Below are 18548 nucleotides of genomic sequence, written 5' to 3'. Positions count from 1 at the left end.
CCCCGGGTACGGGCGCGGCGCCCGCCTCCCTCCGGATCGGCCTGGCCGGACTGCGCGCCCACAAGCGGCGCTTCGCCGGCACCTTTGTCGCCGTTTTCCTGGGGGTGGCGTTCCTGGCCGGCACCATGGTGATGGGCGACACCCTGAGGGCGAGTTTCGGCGCGCTGTTCGGCGACGCCAACAGCGGCACCGACACGGTGGTGCGCGGCGCCGACCAGATCAAGGCCGGCCGGGGCCCGGGCGTTCGCGAGCCCGTGCCCACCGACCTGATCGCCGCCGTGCGCAAGGTGCCGGGTGTCGCCGCGGTGGCGCCCGACATCGAGGGCGCCGGCCAGTTGGTCAAGCCCGACGGCACCTCGCTGGACACCAAGGGCCCCACGGTCGCCGCCAACTGGATCGACGACCCGCGGCTGAACCCGTACCACCTCGTCGACGGCCGCGCCCCCACCCGTCCGGGTGACGCGGTGCTGCTGCGGGACACCGCGACGCAGGCCGGCCTGCACCTCGGCGACACCACGCTGCTGCGTACCCCCGACCCGGTACGGATCAGGATCGTGGGCCTGGCCACCTTCGGCGGGCAGGACAAGCAGGGCGGCTCCACGTACACCGCGCTGACCACGGCCGACGCGCAGCGTTACCTGATGCCCAGGCCCGGCGAGGCGACCACGCTCAAGGTCCGGGCCGACGCCGGGATCGGGCAGGCCGAGCTGACCCGGCGGGTCGCCGCGGTGCTGCCCGCCCGTTTCGAGGCGCTCACCGGACAGCAGGCCAGTACCGAGACGGAGTCGGCCACCGCGGGCACCTTCCTGACCGCCTTCACCACCCTGCTCGTGGTGTTCGCCGGAATCGCGCTCCTGGTGGCGACTTTCAGCATCCACAACACCTTCGCGATCGTCGTCGCCCAGCGCACCCGGGAAAATGCGCTGCTCAGGGCACTGGGCGCAACCCGCCGCCAGGTGCTCGGTTCGGCTCTCGCCGAGGCCGCGGCGGTGGCGGTCACCGCCTCAGGTCTCGGGCTGCTGGGCGGCATCGGGATCGCGGCCGGACTGCAGGCGCTCTTCCCGGCGGCGGGTTTCCCGTTCCCGGACAGCGGGCTGGTGATCAAGGCCGTGGCGATGGCGGTGCCGCTCGCGGTCGGAGTGCTGGTGTGCGTCGGTTCGGCGGTGCTGCCCGCGGTACGCGCCGGCCGTACCGCCCCGATCGCCGCACTGCGCGACAGCGCGGCCGAGTCCGTCGGCGTCTCCCGGTGGCGGGCCCTTTCCGGCGCGGTCGCCGGCGCCGCGGGGGTGACGCTGACCGTGATCGGGGCGGCGGGCACCACTGTGCCGGCCGCCGCCGTCGGCGCGGTGCTCACCCTGGCCGCCTTCGTCGTCCTCGGCCCGGTCGCCGCGCCGGTCGCGGTCCGCGTGCTCGGCGCGCCCGTCGCCCGGCTGCGCGGGGTCACCGGACGGCTCGCCCGGCGCAATGCGCTGCGCAGCCCGCGGCGCACCGCCGCCACCGCGACCGCGCTCATGATCGGCGTGGCGGTGGTCTCGCTGTTCGCCGTGCTCGGCGCGTCCATGAAGGCCACGCTCAACCAGACGGTGAACCGGTCCTTCGCCGGTGATGTCGCCGTGAACGAGCCGGTGTACGGCGCCGGCGGCAGCGGCATCAGCCCGCGGCTCGCGCCCGCTGTCGCCAAGCTGCCGCAGGTCCAGCAGGCGGTCGGGCTCGGCCGCGGCATCGCCGAGATCGACGGTGCCGGGCGGCAACTGACCGTCACCGATCCGGTGGCCCTGTCCCGGCTGCTGGACCTGGGCACGGTCCGCGGCTCGCTCGCCGGGCTCGGCACCCGCTCGATCGCGGTCGCCAGGCCCGAGGCGGACAAGCACGGCTGGACCACCGGCAGTCGCGTCACCATCGCCTTCGCCGACGGGCAGCGGCTGCCCTTCACCATTGGCGCGGTCTACGGGCAGGCGGACCTGGCCGGCGACTACCTGATGACCCGCGCGGCCTGGGCCCCGCACCGCACCCAGGACAAGGACACGCTGGTCGCCATCTCGTTCCGGCCCGGGGTGTCCATTGCCGCCGGAAAGGCGGCCGTCGAGAAGGCGGTGGTGCCGTTCGGCAGTCCGGACGTGCAGACCAAGAGCGAGTACGCCACGTCGTCCGCGGCCGGCATCAACACATTCCTGACGTTGATCTACGCGTTGCTGGCGCTCGCCGTGCTGATCGCCCTGCTGGGCATCGCCAACACTCTCACCCTCGCGGTGCACGAACGCACCCGCGAACTGGGTTTGTTGCGCGCGGTCGGGCAGACCCGGGCCCAACTGCGGGCCATGGTGCGGTGGGAGTCGGTGGTGGTGGCCGCCTTCGGCACGGCGGGCGGGCTCGGGCTCGGCGCGTTCCTCGGCTGGGCGCTGGTGCGCGCCACGGACAGCTCCGGCACGGGTGCCTTCGCTGTGCCGCCGGTGTCGCTGGGCGTGGTGCTGTTGGTCGGGGTTCTTGCGGGGGTGCTGGCGGGCTGGCGCCCGGCCCGGCGTGCGGCTCGGCTCGATGTGCTCAGGGCTATTGCCGCGGATTGAGGTGGCCGCAGCTTATTGGTGGGCCGCGGGGGTGGGGTTGTTGCTGGTGTGGTCGGGCTGCCGGTTGTCGGTGGTTGGTCGCGCAGTTCCCCGCGCCCCTGGGGTCTCCGGTGGTGCCGCGGTGCGCTTGGTCGCCGTTGGCCGTGGGCCGCACCGGTGGGGTGGTTGCGGCTGTGGTCGGGTTGCCGGTTGTCGGTGGTTGGTCGCGCAGTTCCCCGCGCCCCTGGGGCTTCCCGTGGTGCCGCGGTGCGCGTAGGCACCGTTGGCCGTGGGTTTTCCGTGGTGCGGCGGTGCGCTTGGTCGGCTTCGGCCGTGGGCCGCACCGGTGGGGTGGTTGCGGCTGTGGCCGGGTTGCCGGTTGTGGGTGGTTGGTCGCGCAGTTCCTCGCGCCCCTGGGCCGTTCACCAAGGACCGGCCGCCGGCTCCCTGGGGGGAGACGGCGGCCGGTCCTGTGCGTCGTCGGCGGCCGGCGAGGGTCAGGCGGCGGCGGGCAGGGGGGTGGAGATGAGCGAGGTCGCCTGGGGGACCCGTTCGATCGCGGGCGGCTCGTGGGGGACGGCCGAGCGCAGGGGGACCAGTTTCGGCGCCGGGGCGGGGGCCGGGGCGCGCAGGACGAACCAGACCACCTTGCCGTCGTCGTCGGGCAGCAGGTCGGTGCCCCAGGCGTCGCTCACCGCCTCGACCATGGTCAGGCCGCGGCCGGTGGTCGCGGTGGGCTCCACCGGCCGCAGGTGCGGCAGGCGGGTGTCGTGGTCGGCGACGGCCACGGTGAGACGGCCGGTGTCCAGGGTCAGCTTGACCGCGCACTTCTTGTCGGGCCGGGCGTGCCGGTGCACGTTGGCCAGCAGCTCGCTGATGCCCGAGGACGCCGCGTCGATGAGCGGGTCGAGACGCCAGTAGCGGAGCTGGGCGGACACGATGCGGCGGATCTGCTGAATCCGGTACGGATGCGCCTCGAGCTCGAGCGCGCACTCCCTGACCGCCGGGTCGGCTTGGTCGGCTTGCATGATCACGGCTGCGACTCCCTCCGCGGCGGGGCCGGGCCGCGCTGGACGCGGCCCTGGCCGTGCGCCGCTCCGATGGGAACACCTGAGCGGATTGCTTAGAGTGACTGCTGCAGTACTCCGTGATGCGTGATGCGTCTTCAGGGTGACCCGTCCACCGGCCGGCCGCAACCGCAGCGGGCCTGCCCCCGTACCGGCTCACTCCACCAGGCCGTCGTCCGGGCCGCTACGGGCCAGCGCCGCCAGGGCGGTCAGCGCCTCGCGGAGCACCGGCAGCGGGGGAGAGGCGAGGCCGATCCGGACCGCGTTCGGCGCACGGTGCGGACCGACCACGAAGGCGGCGGCCGGGGTCACGGCGATGCCCCGGCGGGCCGCGGCGGCGGTGAAGGTGTCCGCCCGCCACCGCTCGGGCAACTCCCACCAGCAGAAACACGCGTGCGGGTCGCGGCGTACCGCGAAGCCGGCCAGCGCCTGCGCCGCCACGGACTGGCGGGCCGCCGCGTCCGCCCGCTTGCCGGCGGCCACAGTGGCCGCCGTGCCGTCGGTGATCCAGCCCGTCACGGCCTGGAGGGCGTAGCCGCCCGCCGTCCACGCCCCCGAGCGCAGCGCGGCCGCCAAGCGGTCGGCAAAGGCCGGCGGGGGCACCGCGAAGCCCAGGGCGAGGCCCGGGGCCAGCCGCTTGGACGTGCTGTCGGCGAGGATCACCCGCTCCGGGGCGTACGCGGCCAGCGGGGGCGGCGCGTCGGGCCGCAGGAACGACCAGACCGCGTCCTCCACGGCCGGCAGGTCCGTCGCGCGCAGGGCCGTCGCGAGGTCGGCGCGGCGCCGGTCCGGCATGGTCACCGTCAGCGGATTGTGCACGGTCGGCTGCACGTACACCGCCGACAGCGGCGCGTCGCGGTGCGCGGCCCGCACCGCGTCCGGGTCCAGGCCCTGCCGGTCGCAGGCGAGCGGGACCAGGACGATGCCCAGCCGGGCGGCGATCGCCTTCAGCACGGGATACGTGAACGCCTCCACCCCCAGCCGGCCGCCCGCCGGGACCAACGCGCCGAGCGCCGCGGCGACGGCCTGCCGGCCGCTGCCCGCGAACAGCACCGCGTCCGCCGCCGGCGTCCAGTCCTTCCGCGCGAGCAACGCGGCCGCCGCGCTCCGGGCCGCCGCCGTGCCGCTCGCGGATACCGGGCGCAGCGCGACCGCCAACTGGTCCGGCCGGGTCAGCGGTTCCAGGCCCGCGGCCAGCAACTCGCTCTGGCCGGCCGCCACCGGGTGGTTCAGCTCCAGGTCCACCCGTGCCTGAGCCGGCTCCGCCAGCGCCGGCCCCGGCACGACCTGCGCCGCCCGCACGAACGTCCCCCGGCCGACCTCCCCCACCACCAGCCCGCGCCGCGTGAGTTCGCCGTACACCCGGCTCGCGGTCGACTCGGCGATCCCGTACCTCTTCGCGAACGCCCGCTGCGTCGGCAGCCGTTCCCCCGCCCGCCACCGCCCCTCCCCGATCTGCCGCGCCACCATGTCGGCCACCCGCCGAAAGTCCTGCACGCTCCCTCTCCTTCCGACCGGTGAGGTCTTCCCGACCCGTGCGGTCGCCCGGCATCGTCCCGTAACCCGGCGTCCCGCCGACCCGGGAGGCGGGCCGGCGGGACGCCGGGATCGGGCAGGCGCCCAGGGTTTCAGGCGGCGGTCACTTCTTCGGTCACTTCTTCACCTGGAACGGCGCGCTCTGGTCCGCGCCCGGGAACGCCGGCAGCGGCAGGTTCGCCGACTCGGTCTGCGCCGCGACGTTCGCCGCCCTGACCGCGGGGTCGAACTCCGGGCTGGTCGGCGCGGGTTGTGCGGTGCCGGACAGGGCGCCGGTCAGGTCGCTGAAGGTCTGCCGGCGCCAGCGGCTGAGGTTGGGGTAGGTGACCGGTCCCCGGCCCGACAGCCCGCCGGCGGCGGCGACGGACTCGACGAGCCGCAGGCAGGAACCGTGGTCCGACACGTCGGAGAAGATCTTCCCCCCGGTCGACCAGGGCGAGACGACCCAGCACGGCACGCGGAACCCGGCGCCGACCGGCAGGTTGCCGCCCGGCGTGCCGAGCGGGGACGGCATGGTCACGAACTCCTCGGGGAACTCGTCCGGGTCCGGGGTGGGCGGGACCACGTGGTCGAAGAACCCGTCGTTCTCGTCGTACTGGATCACGAACACCGTCGTGTTCCACAGGTCCTGGTTGCTGAGCAGGGCGTCGAGCTTGCCCGCGAGGAAGGCGGCGCCCTTCGCCGGGAGGGACGGGGGGTGCTCGGAGGAGTTGTTGGCCGCGATGACGGACACGTCGGGCAGGACGCCGTTGGCGCAGTCCTCCTCGAAGGCCATGGTCGAGTGCGTCGCCGGCGTCGGGTTGGCCGGGTTGCCGATCCCACCGGGGGTTCCGTCACCGAACAGGGCGCCGCTGGCGTTGACCGCGTTCCACAGCTCGATCGGGATGCCCGTCCTGCTCTGGAGCTTGGGGAACCACTTGAAGGTGCCCGGGGCCCCGTAGCACTTGAAGCTGATCCCGGCCTTGAACAGGGTCTCGGCCCCGCTCTCGAAGGTGAACGTGTGGTCGCCGCCGGTCTCCAGCAGTGGGCCGCCGCCCAGTCCCTGCGGGTCGATGGTGCCGTTCTCCCAGAACAGCCGGTTGCAGTCGGTCGGGCCCAGCACCGAGCAGTGGTGGCCGTCGAGGAGCGTGAACGCGTCGGCCAGCGCCCAGTGGAACGGGATGTCCTCCCGCTTCAGGTAGCCCATGGTGTACTGGCCCTTGCCCGGGCCGCCGTACTCGATCTTGCTCCGCACCCAGCCGTCCATCGCCCCGCGGTTCCAGGACGCGTGCTGGGGCTGCCAGTTGTGGCTGAGCGACGGCACGGCCGCGCCACCGGCGTTGATGGTGTCGAGGTGGAACGGCTCCAGGTAGCCGTCCCGGTTGGCCGGGTCGGGCTGCTGGAACACCGACCGCCCGTTCGGCAGCTTGACGGCGTGGGGGTCGGAGAAGCCCCGGACCCCGGGGTAGGTCCCGAAGCAGTGGTCGAAGCTGCGGTTCTCCTGCATCAGGAACACCAGGTGCTTGACCTGACTCAGGTCGAAGGAGGAACGGGAGGAGGCGGCCGCGGCCTGCGCCTTCAGCACGCTTTCGGGCAGGTACCCGGCCAGCGCGGCGGCAGTGGCCAGCCTGGTCCCGGTCCCGATGAACCCGCGGCGGGAGATCTTGGCCTGCCAGGGCTTGGCGCGCAGCGGCTCAGCATTCCGGTCGGTCACGAGAAGGCCTTTTCGTTGTCGTCGTGACGGGCGGAGTCGTCGTCATGGGCGGATGAGCGGCTGCGCTCAGGAGGCGGGACCTGCCGGGGCGACCGGGCCGGGGGCCGAGCCGGACCGGGCCAGCCCGGTCACCTCCGCGACCTCGTCGTTGCTGGTGTCGGCGATGTAGACGTCGCCCGCGGCGTCCTCGGCGGTGCCCACCGGCTGGCTCAGCGTCGCCCGGCTCGCCGGCCCCCCGTCGCCGTTCTCACCCGAGCCCTCCAGGGTGCCGGCGATCGGTGTGGGCACCGACCCGTCCAGCCGAGTCACCACGTTGTCAGGGGTGTTGGAGACGTACACATGGCCCTGGAAGGCCGAGACGCCGATCGGCCGGACCAGGTCGCCGCCACTGCCGCCCGGGGCGTTGTAGGCGAGGGTGGTCAGCCGGGGCGCGGCCGCGGGACTCGCCGCGGCCCGGGCCGGGGCGGAGGTGGTGGCGGGAGCGGACGGGGCCGCGGCCGGGGTGGTGGGTGTGCCCGCGGCCGGGGCGGTGGACGCGTCGCCGGCCGGCGAATCGGCGGCAGCGGCAGTGGTGGTGGCCGTGGCAGCGGCGGTCGGGGTGGCACCGGAAGCAGCGATCGGATCGGCGGGACCGTCCGACGACGTGAGCACGCCGGTGGCCGCGGCCGCCCCCGTTCCGGCCACGCCGAGGGCGAGGACCGCCGCGGCGACGGCCGGGTTGCGCCGCCGCACCGACCTCCATCCCCGTGGATTGTCCGGTGTACGCATCAACATCTCCTCATTTCTCTCCCCGGACCGGCGGGTCCGGGGCAAGGCTTCGCTCGAGCGGGCGGCATCGCGGCTCGGCGGTGGTGTCGCCGAGCCACGACGAGGTGATGCCGCCGGGAAAGGTCTCCGGCGGACAGGTGCGGGCGGCCCCGGCGTACGGTCGGTCGCCCGCTCCCTGGTGCGCGGGGATGGTCCGGCGGGCGAGTGGGACGGGCGGCGGGTCGATGCGCCGAGCCCGTCGGGTGGTACCTCGGGGCTTACGGCACGCGGGGGCGGTTGCCGGGCTCCTGGTGGGGCATTTCCTGCTTGCCGGGCGGGGTGGGCATCGGCAGTTGGGTGGTTTCGAACTGGGCCAGGTTGTAGGCACCGGCGGTGTCCGGCAGCACCGGCGGCTGCGTCTGGCCCTCGTTGAAGCGGAACGCCGAGGTCAGGTCGCCGGTGGTGGACCGGCGCCAGGCGGAGATGTTGGGCTCCGCGACTCCGGTGATCTTCTCCAGGAACCGCAGCTGCGAGGTGTGGTCGAAGGTCTCCGAGCAGACCCAGCCGCCGGCCGTCCAGGGCGAGACGATGACGCACGGCACGCGGAAGCCGAGGCCGCTGGGCAGGCCGCCGCCGTCGACCCCGCTGGGCGAGGTGCCGGTGACGAATTCGCCGGGCGTGCCCGCCGGGGGCGTCGGGGGCACGACGTGGTCGAACAGCCCGTCGTTCTCGTCGTAGGCCACGATGAAGACGGTCTTGGCCCAGACCTCGGGGTTGGCCGCGATCGCGTCGATCTTGCCGGCGATGAACTGGGCACCGGCGGCGGGCAGGTGGGCCGGGTGCTCGTCACTGGCCGCGGGCGGCAGGATCCAGCTGACCGTCGGCAGCTGGTCGTTCATCGCGTCGTACTCGAACTGCCCGACCGGCGTGTTCGTCATGCCCTGGTCGAAGAGCGGGTCCCCGGCCTTGGCCTGGTTGTAGGCGGCGAGCGCCTTGAACGGGGCAACGCCCGTGTTGGTGCTGGCGTTGCGGTAGATCTTCCAGCTCACCCCGGCCTCGGTGAGCCGCTCGGGGTAGGTGGTGAAGGTGAAGTGCCCGTTGGGCACGCCGCCGGTCTCCAGCGACGGGCCGCCGTACTGCCCCTGCGCGTCGTGGGTGCCGGCGATCCACATGTAGCGGTTGGGCCAGGTGGGGCCCAGCACCGAGCAGTGGTAGGCGTCGCAGATGGTGAAGGCGTCGGCCAGCGCGTACTGGAACGGGATGTCCTCGCGGGTGAAGTACCCCATGACGTAATCGGCGTTGGCGCCGTCGGACTCGCGCCGGGCCGGCATCCAGTTGTCGTTGGTGCCGCCGTTCAGCACCGCGTGCTCGCCGCCCCAGGTGTGGTCCAGCGACGGAATGGCCTGCGCGGCACTGATCCTGGTGTTCAGCCGGTACGGCAGCCGGTATCCGTCCGGGTGGGTCGGGTCGGGCTGCTGGAACACCGACCGGCCGCCCGGCAGCCGGACCGCCTGCGGGTCGTCGAAGCCGCGCACACCGGACAGCGTGCCGAAGTAGTGGTCGAAGCTCCGATTCTCCTGGAGCAGCATCACCACGTGCTTGATGTCGCTCAGCCGGCGGGTGGTCGGCAGCGGGGTGGCGAGCGCCTTGCGGACATTGGTGGGCAGTACATCGACGGCCGCGGCCAGGCCCGCCACCGAGGCGGCGGCGCCGAGCATGCGACGCCGGGTCATGCCCGCGGATTCCGGCCGGGCACCCGTATTGCCTGTCATAAAACGTCCTTCGGATCATGGTTGCCTTGTGCAACTTCAGGACGTTTTCAGGCTGGGCTGTCAATCAAGTGGATCGTTCAAACACACTGATCAACGGCGCCGTGTACTACTGGGAGGTTCATTTCATCCGGCGGGTGATGCGCCGATCGCAGGGCCTCGTCCCTGTGTTCGCAGCTCACGACACATGCCACCCGCGCCCCCGTGGTCCGCCGATTGCACCGAGATCAATAGGGGATTGCTCCGCCGAACAATCGCTGAATAGCATCGAGCGGCGCTCGGGGAAAGCCCGGACGCCGGGCGATAAAGGGGAGGGCGCGGCAGTGAGCAGGGCGGTGGTCGGCGGGATCGAGGTCGGGTACGACGTGGTGGGGGAGGGGGACGGCGTGCCGGTGGTGTTCGTGCACGGGCACCCGTTCGACCGGAGCATGTGGCGGCCGCAGGTGGCGGCGGGGATCGGTGGGCGCCGGGCGGTGGTGCCGGATCTGCGCGGGTACGGGGAGAGCGCGGTGGTGCCGGGCGCCACGCCGTTGGGGACCTTCGCCCGGGACGTGGCCGGGCTGCTCGACCTGGTGGGCGTCGGGCGGGTGGTGGTGTGCGGGCTGAGCATGGGCGGGCAGATCGCGCTGGAGTTCCTGCGGCTGTTCCCCGAGCGCGTCGCGGGGCTCGTCCTGGCCGACACCTTCGCGCGGGCGGACACCGCCGAGGGGAAGAAGGAGCGGTACGACAGGGCCGACCGCCTGGAACGCGAGGGCATGGTGGGCTACGCCCACGAGGTGCTGGACTCGATGATCGCCCCCGCCAACGTCACCGCCCTCCCGGCGGTCGCCCGGCACGTGCTGGACATGATGCTGGCCGCCCCGCCGGCCGGCGCCGCCGCCGCGCTGCGCGGCCGGGCCGAGCGGCCGGACTACACCGGCCTGCTCGGTACGATCGCGGTGCCCGCGCTGGTCGTGGTGGGCCGGGAGGACGTGTTCACCCCGGTCGCGGACGCGCGGTTCCTGCACGAGCACATCCCCGGCTCCCGGCTCGCCGTGATCGAAGGCGCGGGCCATCTGCCCAACCTGGAGCGGCCCGCGGAGTTCACCGCGGCGTTCGCCGGGTTGCTGTCCGCGGTGGACGACCGCGAGGCGGCGCGGGTCGGGCCGTAGGGCCACCGCGCACCACCGCGGGCGCGGCGCCGTACCACTGCACCCTCCGGAGTCAATGCCGCCACACGCCGTGAATGCCGCCGCACAGCGAACGCAGAGAAGTTTACGAAAGGCTGACGTCCGCACTTTCGGAATTGTTCACCGCCCTCGCACCGTGTTCGAATCGGGGCATGGATGAAAGTGGGACGCCCCCGGTGGCCGGGGGAGGAGACCAGGAATCCGCCGAGGAGGGCCGGGGCAGCCCGGTGGGCCGGCGGCTGGTGCTCGGCATGCTGGGGCTGGGTGTGGCGGGTGTGGCGTACGGCGCCGGCATCCAGGACAAATTGGACAACGTGCTCGCCTCCGTCAGTGCCAAGGACCCCACCGGCGTCACCGACCTGCTGCCCGGCGGCGGCGGATTCCGGTTCTACTCGGTGTCGAACTCCATCCCGCACCGCGGTGAGAGCGACTACCGCCTGACCGTCGGCGGCCTGGTCGACCGGCCGGCCACGTACCGGCTGTCCGACCTGCGCGCCCTGCCGCAGACCCGGCTGACCCGGGACGTGCAGTGCGTCACCGGCTGGCGGGTGCCCAAGACGGTGTTCTCCGGGGTGACGCTGTCCACCCTGCTGGACGCCGCAGGAGTCCGCTCCGAAGGCACCGCCCTGCGTTTCACCTGCTTCGACGGCGTGTACACCGAGAGCCTGACCCTCGACCAGGCCCGCCGCCCCGACATGCTGGTGGCGCTCACCATGAACGACAAGCCGGTCACCGCCGCCCACGGCGGGCCGGTCCGGCTCTACGCCGCGCCCATGTACTTCTACAAGTCCGCGAAGTGGCTGTCGGGCATCACCGTCACCAAGGACGTCCAGCCCGGCTACTGGGAGCACTACGGATACGACGTCGACGGCTGGGTCGGCAAGTCGAACGGGCGCAGTGATGACCCGACTTCATGACGCCATGGCCGGGGCCGAGAACTCCCGGGCCGCCGCCATGGTGCGCCGCTTCACCCGCGCCGAGACCTGGGTGCACCGCTCGCTGGCCTGGCTGATGGGCGTGTGCGCGTTCACCGCCGCGGCCCTGTACGTCCCCCAGCTCGCCGAGATCGTCGGCCGGCGCCGGCTGGTGGTCACCGTCCACGAGTGGTCCGGCATCCTGCTGCCGGTCCCCGTCCTCGCGGGCCTCGTCTCGCGGGCCTTCCGGGCCGACGCCGGCCGGCTCGGACGGTTCTTCCCGCACGACTGGCGCTGGCTGCGTGCCCTGGTGCGCACCCGCAGGCGCGAGCCGTCGCTGGCGGGCAAGTTCAACGCCGGGCAGAAGCTGTACGCGGCCTTCAGCGTCGGCGCCGTCCTGGTCATGATCGGCACCGGGGTGCTGATGTGGTTCCCGCGGCTTTCGCCCCTGTTCTGGCGGACCGGCGCCACCTTCGTGCACGACTGGCTCGCACTGCTGATCGGCGTGGTGATCGCCGGTCACGTCTGGCTGGCCGCCAAGGACCCCGAGGCACGCCGGGGCCTGCGCACCGGCCACGTACCGCGCTGGTGGATCCGCCAGGAGCACCCGCTGTGGAAACCGGACAGGCCTCCGCCGCACCGGAAGTGACCACGCGTCACATCGTTTCCGCCCGGTTCGCCCTTCGCGTCGGTTCCATTACAGCCAGGAAACCCCCCGGCCACCCAGGGGCCACCGGAGCGTCGCCCGGTTTCCTTACGTTCCCGGTATGACGACGTCTCAGGTGAGCGGGCCGGTGACGCACAGCGAACACCCGGCGGGGGCCGCGACATCCGGTGGGGGACGGGCCGAGCCGCGTCCGGGGAGGCGATTGCGCACCCGGCGGCCCGGCCCGGCCCGGCTGAGCGCTCGGGCCGGCGTGGCCGTGGTCCTGCTCGGAGTGCTGTGCGCGATGGCCGTGATCGGCACCGTGTCCGTCCGGCACGACATCAGCCGGCTGCGTACCTCGGTCGCCGAACGGGCCGCGGTCGCCGACCAGCTGCGGTTCGCGCTGGCCGACCTCGACGCCCAGCGGGCCGACACCCTGGCGCCGGGCACCATCGTCCTCAGCCCCACCCGGAGCGTGGTCGTCGGCAACCAGATCAACGCGCTGATCACCGCCCAGCAGCGCCGTACCCAGGTCAGCGACCTGATGCGGCAGCTCAGCGCGGACACCGAGCACGCCGACCGCATCCACGCGATGCTCGACGCGCTCGGCCAGTACGACGACCTGAGCGGCCGGGCCTCCTACGTGGACGACCAGCACGCCGACCGGCCGCCGGGCCGCCCGCCGCAGATCACCGTGTCCATGAACGTCCAGGCCGGGTTCCTGATGACCGACACCCTGCTGCCGGACGCCGACGCGCTCTCCCGCGCCTACCAGGCCCAGGCCGCCGACCTGCGGGCCGGCGCCCACGACGCGGCCGTGCGCTGGGCCCTGGTGGTCGGACTGCTCGGCGCGGTCACCCTGCTCTACCTGCTGTGGTGGCAGCGCGAGCTGAGCCGTGACTACCGGCGGCGGCTGAACCCGGCACTGGCCGTGGTCACCGCGGCGGTGCTGGCCGTGGCGCTGGCCGGCACCGTGGTGCTCGGTTCCGTCGCCGGCTCGGTGTCCACCGCGCAGCGCGAGGGACTGCGGCCCTGGGACCGGCTCGCTGAGGCCAGGGCGGTCGCGGCGCAGGCGGCGGCCGCCGAGAGCCGGTGGTTCGTGCAGGACCCGGCATTCGCCGTGCAGGACCAGATCCGGTTCGACGCGATGATCGAGGAACTCGACACGCTGCTCACGCCGGACGGCTACGCCACCGCCGCCGAGCGGCCCGCGTACCAGGACGTGCTCACCCGCTTCGGGCACTTCCGCACCGACGACCGCACCCTGCGCAAGCAGCGGGCGGCGGGCCGGATCGACCAGGCCGCCCAGACCCTCACCGAAGTGGCCCGCGGCGACGTCGCCTTCGACTTCTGGGACTTCGCCACCACCCTCGACGGCCTGGCCGGGCGCCAGTTGAACGACTTCACCACGCATGTGGACGACGCCCACGGCGCCCTGGACCTGTGGCCGGCGCTGCCCGCCGGAGCGCTCGGCGTCGCGGTCGGCCTGGTCTTCGCCGGGCTCCAGCGCCGCTACGCCGAATACCGCTGAGGAGGCCCGGCGCCGGGCTCCGTACCGTGACCCGGCGCCGGGCTCCCCGCGGTGAACCGGCACCGGCCCCGTACCGGAACCGGCGACCGAACAGGAATCGATTTTGTCCACCGGCCGGTCGGGCGTCATAGTGGCCGCAGGCTGATTCGCGTGCGGGGGGCACCGAAGGACGGACCGTCTCCCCGGCCGTGTCCGGACAAGACGAGAAGGCCGCTGTGACCACTGATTCTTCGCCCGCCCCCGAGGACGAGCCGGCGCTGCCGGACGACGTGTGGGAGCGGTTCGTCCACGACTCCGAAAGCGCGATACGCGCCACCGCTCCCAAGGAACCCTCGGCCCGGGCCCGGATGGTCGCCCGGCGGCTGCGCGAGGAGGAGGAACGGGCCGCCGCCGAGAGCAAGCGCCGCCGCCGGTTCGGGCGGCGCTCGGCCGCCGTGGCGCCGGAGGCCGGTGCCTGGCGGTCCGGCCGCACGGACGCCACCGAGCGCAGGCTGCGCCGCCGCGGCCGCCTGCGCGCCGGAATCGGCATCGTGCTGGTGGTCGCCCTGGTGCTGGTCGCGCTCCGGACGTTCTGACCGGCGCCGACCCGGCCGCGGCGCCGGCCTCGAAAGGCGGTCCGGGATCAGGCCCCGGGCGCCCGGTTGTCGGCCGGCGGCTCACCGGCCACGATCAGGTCGGACAGGTGCTCGGCGATCTCCTCGCGCAGCACCTCCGGGATCCCGGCGTCCGTCACCAGGGTGTCCACGTCCTCCAGTGACGCGAACGAACTCAGGCCCACCGTGCCCCACTTGGTGTGGTCGGCGATCACCACGACGCGCCGGGCCGAGCGGACGAACTGCCGGTTGGTCTCGGCCTCCGCCAGATTCGGCGTGGACAGCCCTGCCTCCACCGAGATGCCGTGCACGCCGAGGAAGAGCAGGTCGAAGTGGAGTGACTGGATGGCCCGGTCGGCCACCGGGCCCACCAGGGTCTCCGAGGGCGTGCGCACGCCGCCGGTGATCACCACGGTCGCCGCCGCCTCGCGGTGGTTCTGGCCGCGCCGCTGCCCGGACTGGAAGACGTCGGCGACCCGTACCGAGTTGGTGACCACGGTCAGGTCGGGCACGTCCAGCAGATGATGGGCCAGCGCGAATGCGGTGGTGCCGCCCGCCAGCGCGATGGCGCTGCCCGGCGGGACCAGCGCCGCCGCGGCCCGGCCGATGGCCTCCTTGGCGCCCAGCTCCAGCCCCGACTTCGCCTCGAAACCCGGCTCGTGGCTGCTCGGCTCCACCACCGGCACCGCGCCGCCGTGCACCTTCTCCACCACACCCTGGCGGGCCAGTGCGTCCAGGTCGCGGCGCACGGTCATGTCCGAGACGTTCAGCCGCCGGGTCAGCTCATTGACCCGCACGCCGCCCCGGCGCCGCACCTCGTCCAGGATCAGGGCTCGCCGCTGCTCCGCGAGGAGGTTCTGGTTGTCGCTCACCCGTGACCCCGTCCCGTTCGTGTCGTCGTCGGTCGTGTCAACGTCGCGCATCGTCGAGCGACGCAGCGGCCGGGCTCCGTCCCCCGGTCACGGGAACGCCGGTCCGCTGCGGTCATCCTTCCACGCCATGGGGTGCCAGGTGTACGGCGCATGACCGTTCCGTATCGCTCCTGGCCGTCCCCTGGCCCGTCCTCGGCCGCCTCCGGCCGGTCGTATCACGATTGCAGCACGGCCGGCGCGCGGCACGGTGACCGCCGCGGCGCGGCGGGCACCACCGGGGAGGAGCACGGCGCACCGGAGCTGCCATGGCCGTGGACATGCAAACCGAGGCGGCCGACCGCCGCCCGCTCGCCCTGGAGTTGATCGTGCACAGCGTCGGCGGCGCCACCCCCGAGCGCATGCTCGACGACCCGCGTACGGTCCGGGTGGCCGGCGACGAAACGGCCGGAATCCATCGCCGCGCCTACCGCGACCCGGCGGCCCGGCGCACCGTCGCCATCCTGTGGGACGTCGGCCCCTTCTGGCCGCCCCTACGGCTGCCCGCTGGCCCGCCTCTACGGCCGCTGGTTCCCGGCCCGCTTCGGGCCCGCGCGGCTGCGCGACCTGCACCGGCAGATGCACACCTGGTCGAATCTGTGGCGCGGCACCGACCCCATCGGCGGCCCGGTCCGTGTCGGCACCGGCCAGGACCCGGTGGACTGCGGGCCGCTGCTGGACCCGGCCGGCTACGGGCGAAGCGCCCGCCACCCGCTGCCCGAGCCGATCCTCGGGCACTGCGACTACCGGGCCGACCCGGCCTTCGCCGAGCAGCGGGCGCTGCTGCTGGCCCGGCTGTCCTCGACCACCGGGCCGGTGCCCGCTCAGGGCAGCGCCGGCAAGTCCTCCGGGTAGAGCAACTGCAGCTCGTCGTGCGTGGGTTCGGCGACGTGGGCCAGCCGCATCGCGTGCCGCTCGACCATCGCCTCGAACGTCTGCCGGGCGGTGCGCCCGTTGCCGAAGGCCGGGCCCTTGGGCAGCGCGGTGAAGTACTTCAGCAGCGCCTCCCCGGTGTCGTCGCCCAGCCGGTACTCCTGCTCGCGCGCCTGCGACTCCACGATCGACAGCAGCTCGTCGGCGGTGTAGTCGCCGAAGGTGATCGTGCGGGAGAAACGGGACGCCACACCGGGGTTGGCGGACAGGAACCGCTCCATCTCGGCGGTGTAGCCGGCCACGATCACCACCACCGCCTCGCGGTGGTCCTCCATCAGCTTCACCAGGGTGTCGATCGCCTCGCGCCCGAAGTCCCGGCCCGCGTCCTCCGGCGCCAGCGCGTACGCCTCGTCGATGAACAGCACGCCGCCTCGGGCCCGTTCGAACGCCTCCTGGGTGCGGATCGCGGTGGAGCCGATGTGCTCGCCCACCAGGTCCACCCGGGCGACCTCCACCAGGTGGCCCTGGTTCAGCACGCCCAGCGACGCCAGGATCTCCCCGTACAGCCGCGCGACCGTGGTCTTGCCGGTGCCGGGGGAGCCGGTGAAGACCAGGTGCCGGCGCGGGGACGCGGCCTTCAGGCCGGCCTGCTCGCGCCGCCGCCCCACCGAGATCATGTCGATCAGGGTGCGTACCTCGCGCTTGACCCCGTCCAGGCCGACCAGCGCGTCCAGGTCGCTCAGCAGCTCCTCGCCGGTGCGCTCCACCACCTGCACGGCCGGTTCGGCGGCCCGCGGCGCCGGCACCGCGCCCAGCAGGCCGTACGACTGGACGGCCGGCTGCCGCGCCGGGGTCGTGGCCGGTACCGGCGCCGGGGTCTCCTCGGTCGCGGCGCGGTCGCTGGTGCAGTCCTCGGTGACCGGGCCCGGCTCGGCGAACTCGTAACCACCGCGCGCGCACCGTTCGGTACGGCACTTGGTCAGCGTGGACCGGCAGCCGTCGATGATGTGGAAGCCGAAGCCGCGGCTGCCGGTGACCCGGCAGGCGGTGAAGGTGCCGCGGCCCTCCGCGGACACGTACACCCCCGCCTCGCCCGGGTTGGTGATCGTGCAGCGCTCCAGGGTGGGGTCGGCGCCCTTGGTGACTATCACCCCGGTCGAGGTGTCGTCGATGGTGACCTGGGCCAGGGTGCCGCCGCTGCCGTGGTCGCGGAACCAGGCGCCGGTGGCCGCCTCCCGGATCCGGCAGTCGTCCAGTTGCACCGCGGCGCCGTCGCTCACCGACACCGCGGTGTTGCGGATCTGCGTGAAGTCGCTGTCCACCACGTCGGCCCGGGAGCCGCGGTCGAGCACGAACAGCGCGTCGGGCACGTCGTGCACCCGGCAGGTGTCCAGGATCGCCACCGCGCCGTCGCTGACCCACACCGCCGGGTAGTCCCCGGTGCTGTCGTGGATCTCGCAGCCGTTGGCGTCCACCCGGGTGCCCGGGTCCCACACCGACAGTCCGTTGCGGCCGAACCCGCGCACCGTGCAGCGGGTCAGGGTGAGCACCGAACGCGCGCGCAGGTCCACCGCGTTCTCGGGCACGTCGTGGATGTCGCAGTCGGACAGCGCCAGCACCGCGTCGGTGTCCAGGGAGATGCCGTCGCCGGTGGTGCGGTGCACCTGGCAGTCGGTGAACTGGCCGGTGGCGCGGGCCGACAGCTGCACTCCGGCGCCGCGGATCTCGAACACCTCGCAGCCGACGGCCTCCAGCGTGGAGCCCTCGCCGGTCACCGACAGGCCGGTGCCGGAGGCGTGGTGGACCCGGCAGCGCTCCAGCCGCGGCGCGGCGCCGGACCGCACGCTCACCCCGCTCTGGCCCGCGGACACCACCTCGCACTCCTCGAACAGCCCGCCGGCGCCGTCCAGGACGCTGATCCCGATCCCGCCGGGGTTGTCCACCGACGTGCGCCGCACGGTGGGCCGGGCGCCGTCCCGTATCTCCAGGCCCACCGCGGAACGGGTGTTGATCCGCAGGCCGGTCAGCTCCGGGGCGCTGTCCTCCACCAGGAGCGCGGCGGCCGTGATGTCCTGGCCCTCCACCAGCAGGTCGTGCACCGCGGCGGCGGCCCGGACCGTCAGGGCGACGCCGGCCGACGGGGCGATCCGCACGGTGCCGGGACCGTCCGCGCAGCGCAGGGTGACCGCGTGGTCCAGCACCAGATTCTCCCGGTACGTGCCCGCGCTCACCGTCAGCACGTCGCCGTCGACCGCCGCTTCGAGCGCGGCGGCCAGAGTGTCGTACTCACCGGTGCGGCGGCGCCACCGCGAGCCGTTCGGGTTCGTGACCTGCACCACGCCATGTGCCATCGGGCTGCTCTGCCCCCACCTCTTGCATCGGCCGACCGGGGACCAACGGTAGCGCGAGCGCGGGCATGGTCGTGACGCCTCCGGGCAGTCGTCCGCGGACAACCGGCCGAACCCGGCCGCGGTCCGGTCCGGTACGCCCCCACCTGCCCTGATCCGCCACGGGCCGGTGAACGCCCGCGCGCAACACGACTGTTACGCGCTTCTGTTC

General features: G+C 73.6%; 13 protein-coding genes and 1 pseudogene. 7 read left to right on the top strand and 7 right to left on the bottom strand.

What is annotated here, in order from left to right; genetic code table 11:
* The first annotated feature begins 35 nt into the window (after positions 1–35).
* Complete coding sequence (locus tag ITX44_RS23465) at positions 36–2564, top strand: FtsX-like permease family protein (RefSeq protein ID WP_307795466.1); 2529 nt, start codon at positions 36–38, stop codon at positions 2562–2564.
* Positions 2565–3040: 476 nt separating this feature from the next.
* On the opposite strand, the gene ITX44_RS23460 is transcribed toward ITX44_RS23465, so the two are convergent.
* The 5 genes from ITX44_RS23460 to ITX44_RS23440 all read right to left on the bottom strand — a co-directional run bounded on the left by ITX44_RS23460 (position 3041) and on the right by ITX44_RS23440 (position 9358).
* Positions 3041–3571, bottom strand: coding sequence for an ATP-binding protein (locus ITX44_RS23460; RefSeq protein WP_205359511.1), 531 nt, complete (start codon positions 3569–3571; stop codon positions 3041–3043).
* 195 nt (positions 3572–3766) lie between these two features.
* Positions 3767–5107, bottom strand: coding sequence for an aminotransferase-like domain-containing protein (locus ITX44_RS23455; protein WP_307795453.1), 1341 nt, complete (start codon positions 5105–5107; stop codon positions 3767–3769).
* Between the two features lie 154 nt (positions 5108–5261).
* The gene (locus ITX44_RS23450; protein WP_205359310.1) at positions 5262–6839 is read right to left on the bottom strand and encodes a phospholipase C; all 1578 of its coding nucleotides are present in this window, start codon (positions 6837–6839) and stop codon (positions 5262–5264) included.
* Positions 6840–6905: 66 nt separating this feature from the next.
* Positions 6906–7571 (bottom strand): NHL repeat-containing protein, encoded by a 666-nt coding sequence (locus ITX44_RS23445; RefSeq protein ID WP_205359309.1) that lies wholly within the window; start codon positions 7569–7571, stop codon positions 6906–6908.
* A gap of 293 nt (positions 7572–7864) precedes the next feature.
* Positions 7865–9358: an alkaline phosphatase family protein gene (locus tag ITX44_RS23440; RefSeq protein ID WP_236061407.1), complete on the bottom strand. Its 1494-nt coding sequence runs from the start codon at positions 9356–9358 to the stop codon at positions 7865–7867.
* Positions 9359–9678: 320 nt separating this feature from the next.
* Between ITX44_RS23440 and ITX44_RS23435 the strand changes: the two genes are divergently transcribed.
* The 5 genes from ITX44_RS23435 to ITX44_RS23415 all read left to right on the top strand — a co-directional run bounded on the left by ITX44_RS23435 (position 9679) and on the right by ITX44_RS23415 (position 14190).
* Complete coding sequence (locus tag ITX44_RS23435) at positions 9679–10506, top strand: alpha/beta fold hydrolase (protein WP_307795452.1); 828 nt, start codon at positions 9679–9681, stop codon at positions 10504–10506.
* A 170-nt stretch (positions 10507–10676) separates the two neighbouring features.
* Complete coding sequence (locus ITX44_RS23430) at positions 10677–11441, top strand: molybdopterin-dependent oxidoreductase (RefSeq protein WP_205359308.1); 765 nt, start codon at positions 10677–10679, stop codon at positions 11439–11441.
* Positions 11425–12087 (top strand): cytochrome b/b6 domain-containing protein, encoded by a 663-nt coding sequence (locus ITX44_RS23425; RefSeq protein WP_236061405.1) that lies wholly within the window; start codon positions 11425–11427, stop codon positions 12085–12087. Before ITX44_RS23430 ends, ITX44_RS23425 begins: the two co-directional genes overlap by 17 nt.
* Before the next feature lie 118 nt (positions 12088–12205).
* Positions 12206–13615, top strand: coding sequence for a GlnX family signal transduction membrane protein (locus ITX44_RS23420; protein WP_205359307.1), 1410 nt, complete (start codon positions 12206–12208; stop codon positions 13613–13615).
* A gap of 215 nt (positions 13616–13830) precedes the next feature.
* Positions 13831–14190 (top strand): hypothetical protein, encoded by a 360-nt coding sequence (locus ITX44_RS23415; RefSeq protein WP_205359306.1) that lies wholly within the window; start codon positions 13831–13833, stop codon positions 14188–14190.
* 47 nt (positions 14191–14237) lie between these two features.
* On the opposite strand, the gene ITX44_RS23410 is transcribed toward ITX44_RS23415, so the two are convergent.
* The gene (locus ITX44_RS23410) at positions 14238–15080 is read right to left on the bottom strand and encodes a DeoR/GlpR family DNA-binding transcription regulator (RefSeq protein WP_205359305.1); all 843 of its coding nucleotides are present in this window, start codon (positions 15078–15080) and stop codon (positions 14238–14240) included.
* A gap of 455 nt (positions 15081–15535) precedes the next feature.
* Here ITX44_RS23410 and ITX44_RS23405 point away from each other — a divergent pair.
* A pseudogene (locus tag ITX44_RS23405) lies at positions 15536–15971 on the top strand (hypothetical protein); the annotation flags it as partial.
* Here the strand turns inward: ITX44_RS23405 and ITX44_RS23400 are convergent.
* Positions 15941–18340 (bottom strand): right-handed parallel beta-helix repeat-containing protein, encoded by a 2400-nt coding sequence (locus tag ITX44_RS23400; protein ID WP_205359304.1) that lies wholly within the window; start codon positions 18338–18340, stop codon positions 15941–15943. The pseudogene ITX44_RS23405 and the gene ITX44_RS23400 overlap by 31 nt on opposite strands.
* Between the last annotated feature and the right edge of the window lie 208 nt (positions 18341–18548).

The sequence above is a fragment of the Actinacidiphila acididurans genome, from assembly GCF_016918855.1.
Classification (GTDB): Bacteria; Actinomycetota; Actinomycetes; order Streptomycetales; family Streptomycetaceae; genus Actinacidiphila; species Actinacidiphila acididurans.
The sequence above is the reverse complement of the archived record's forward strand: the minus strand, read 5'-3'. Positions and strand labels throughout refer to the sequence as shown.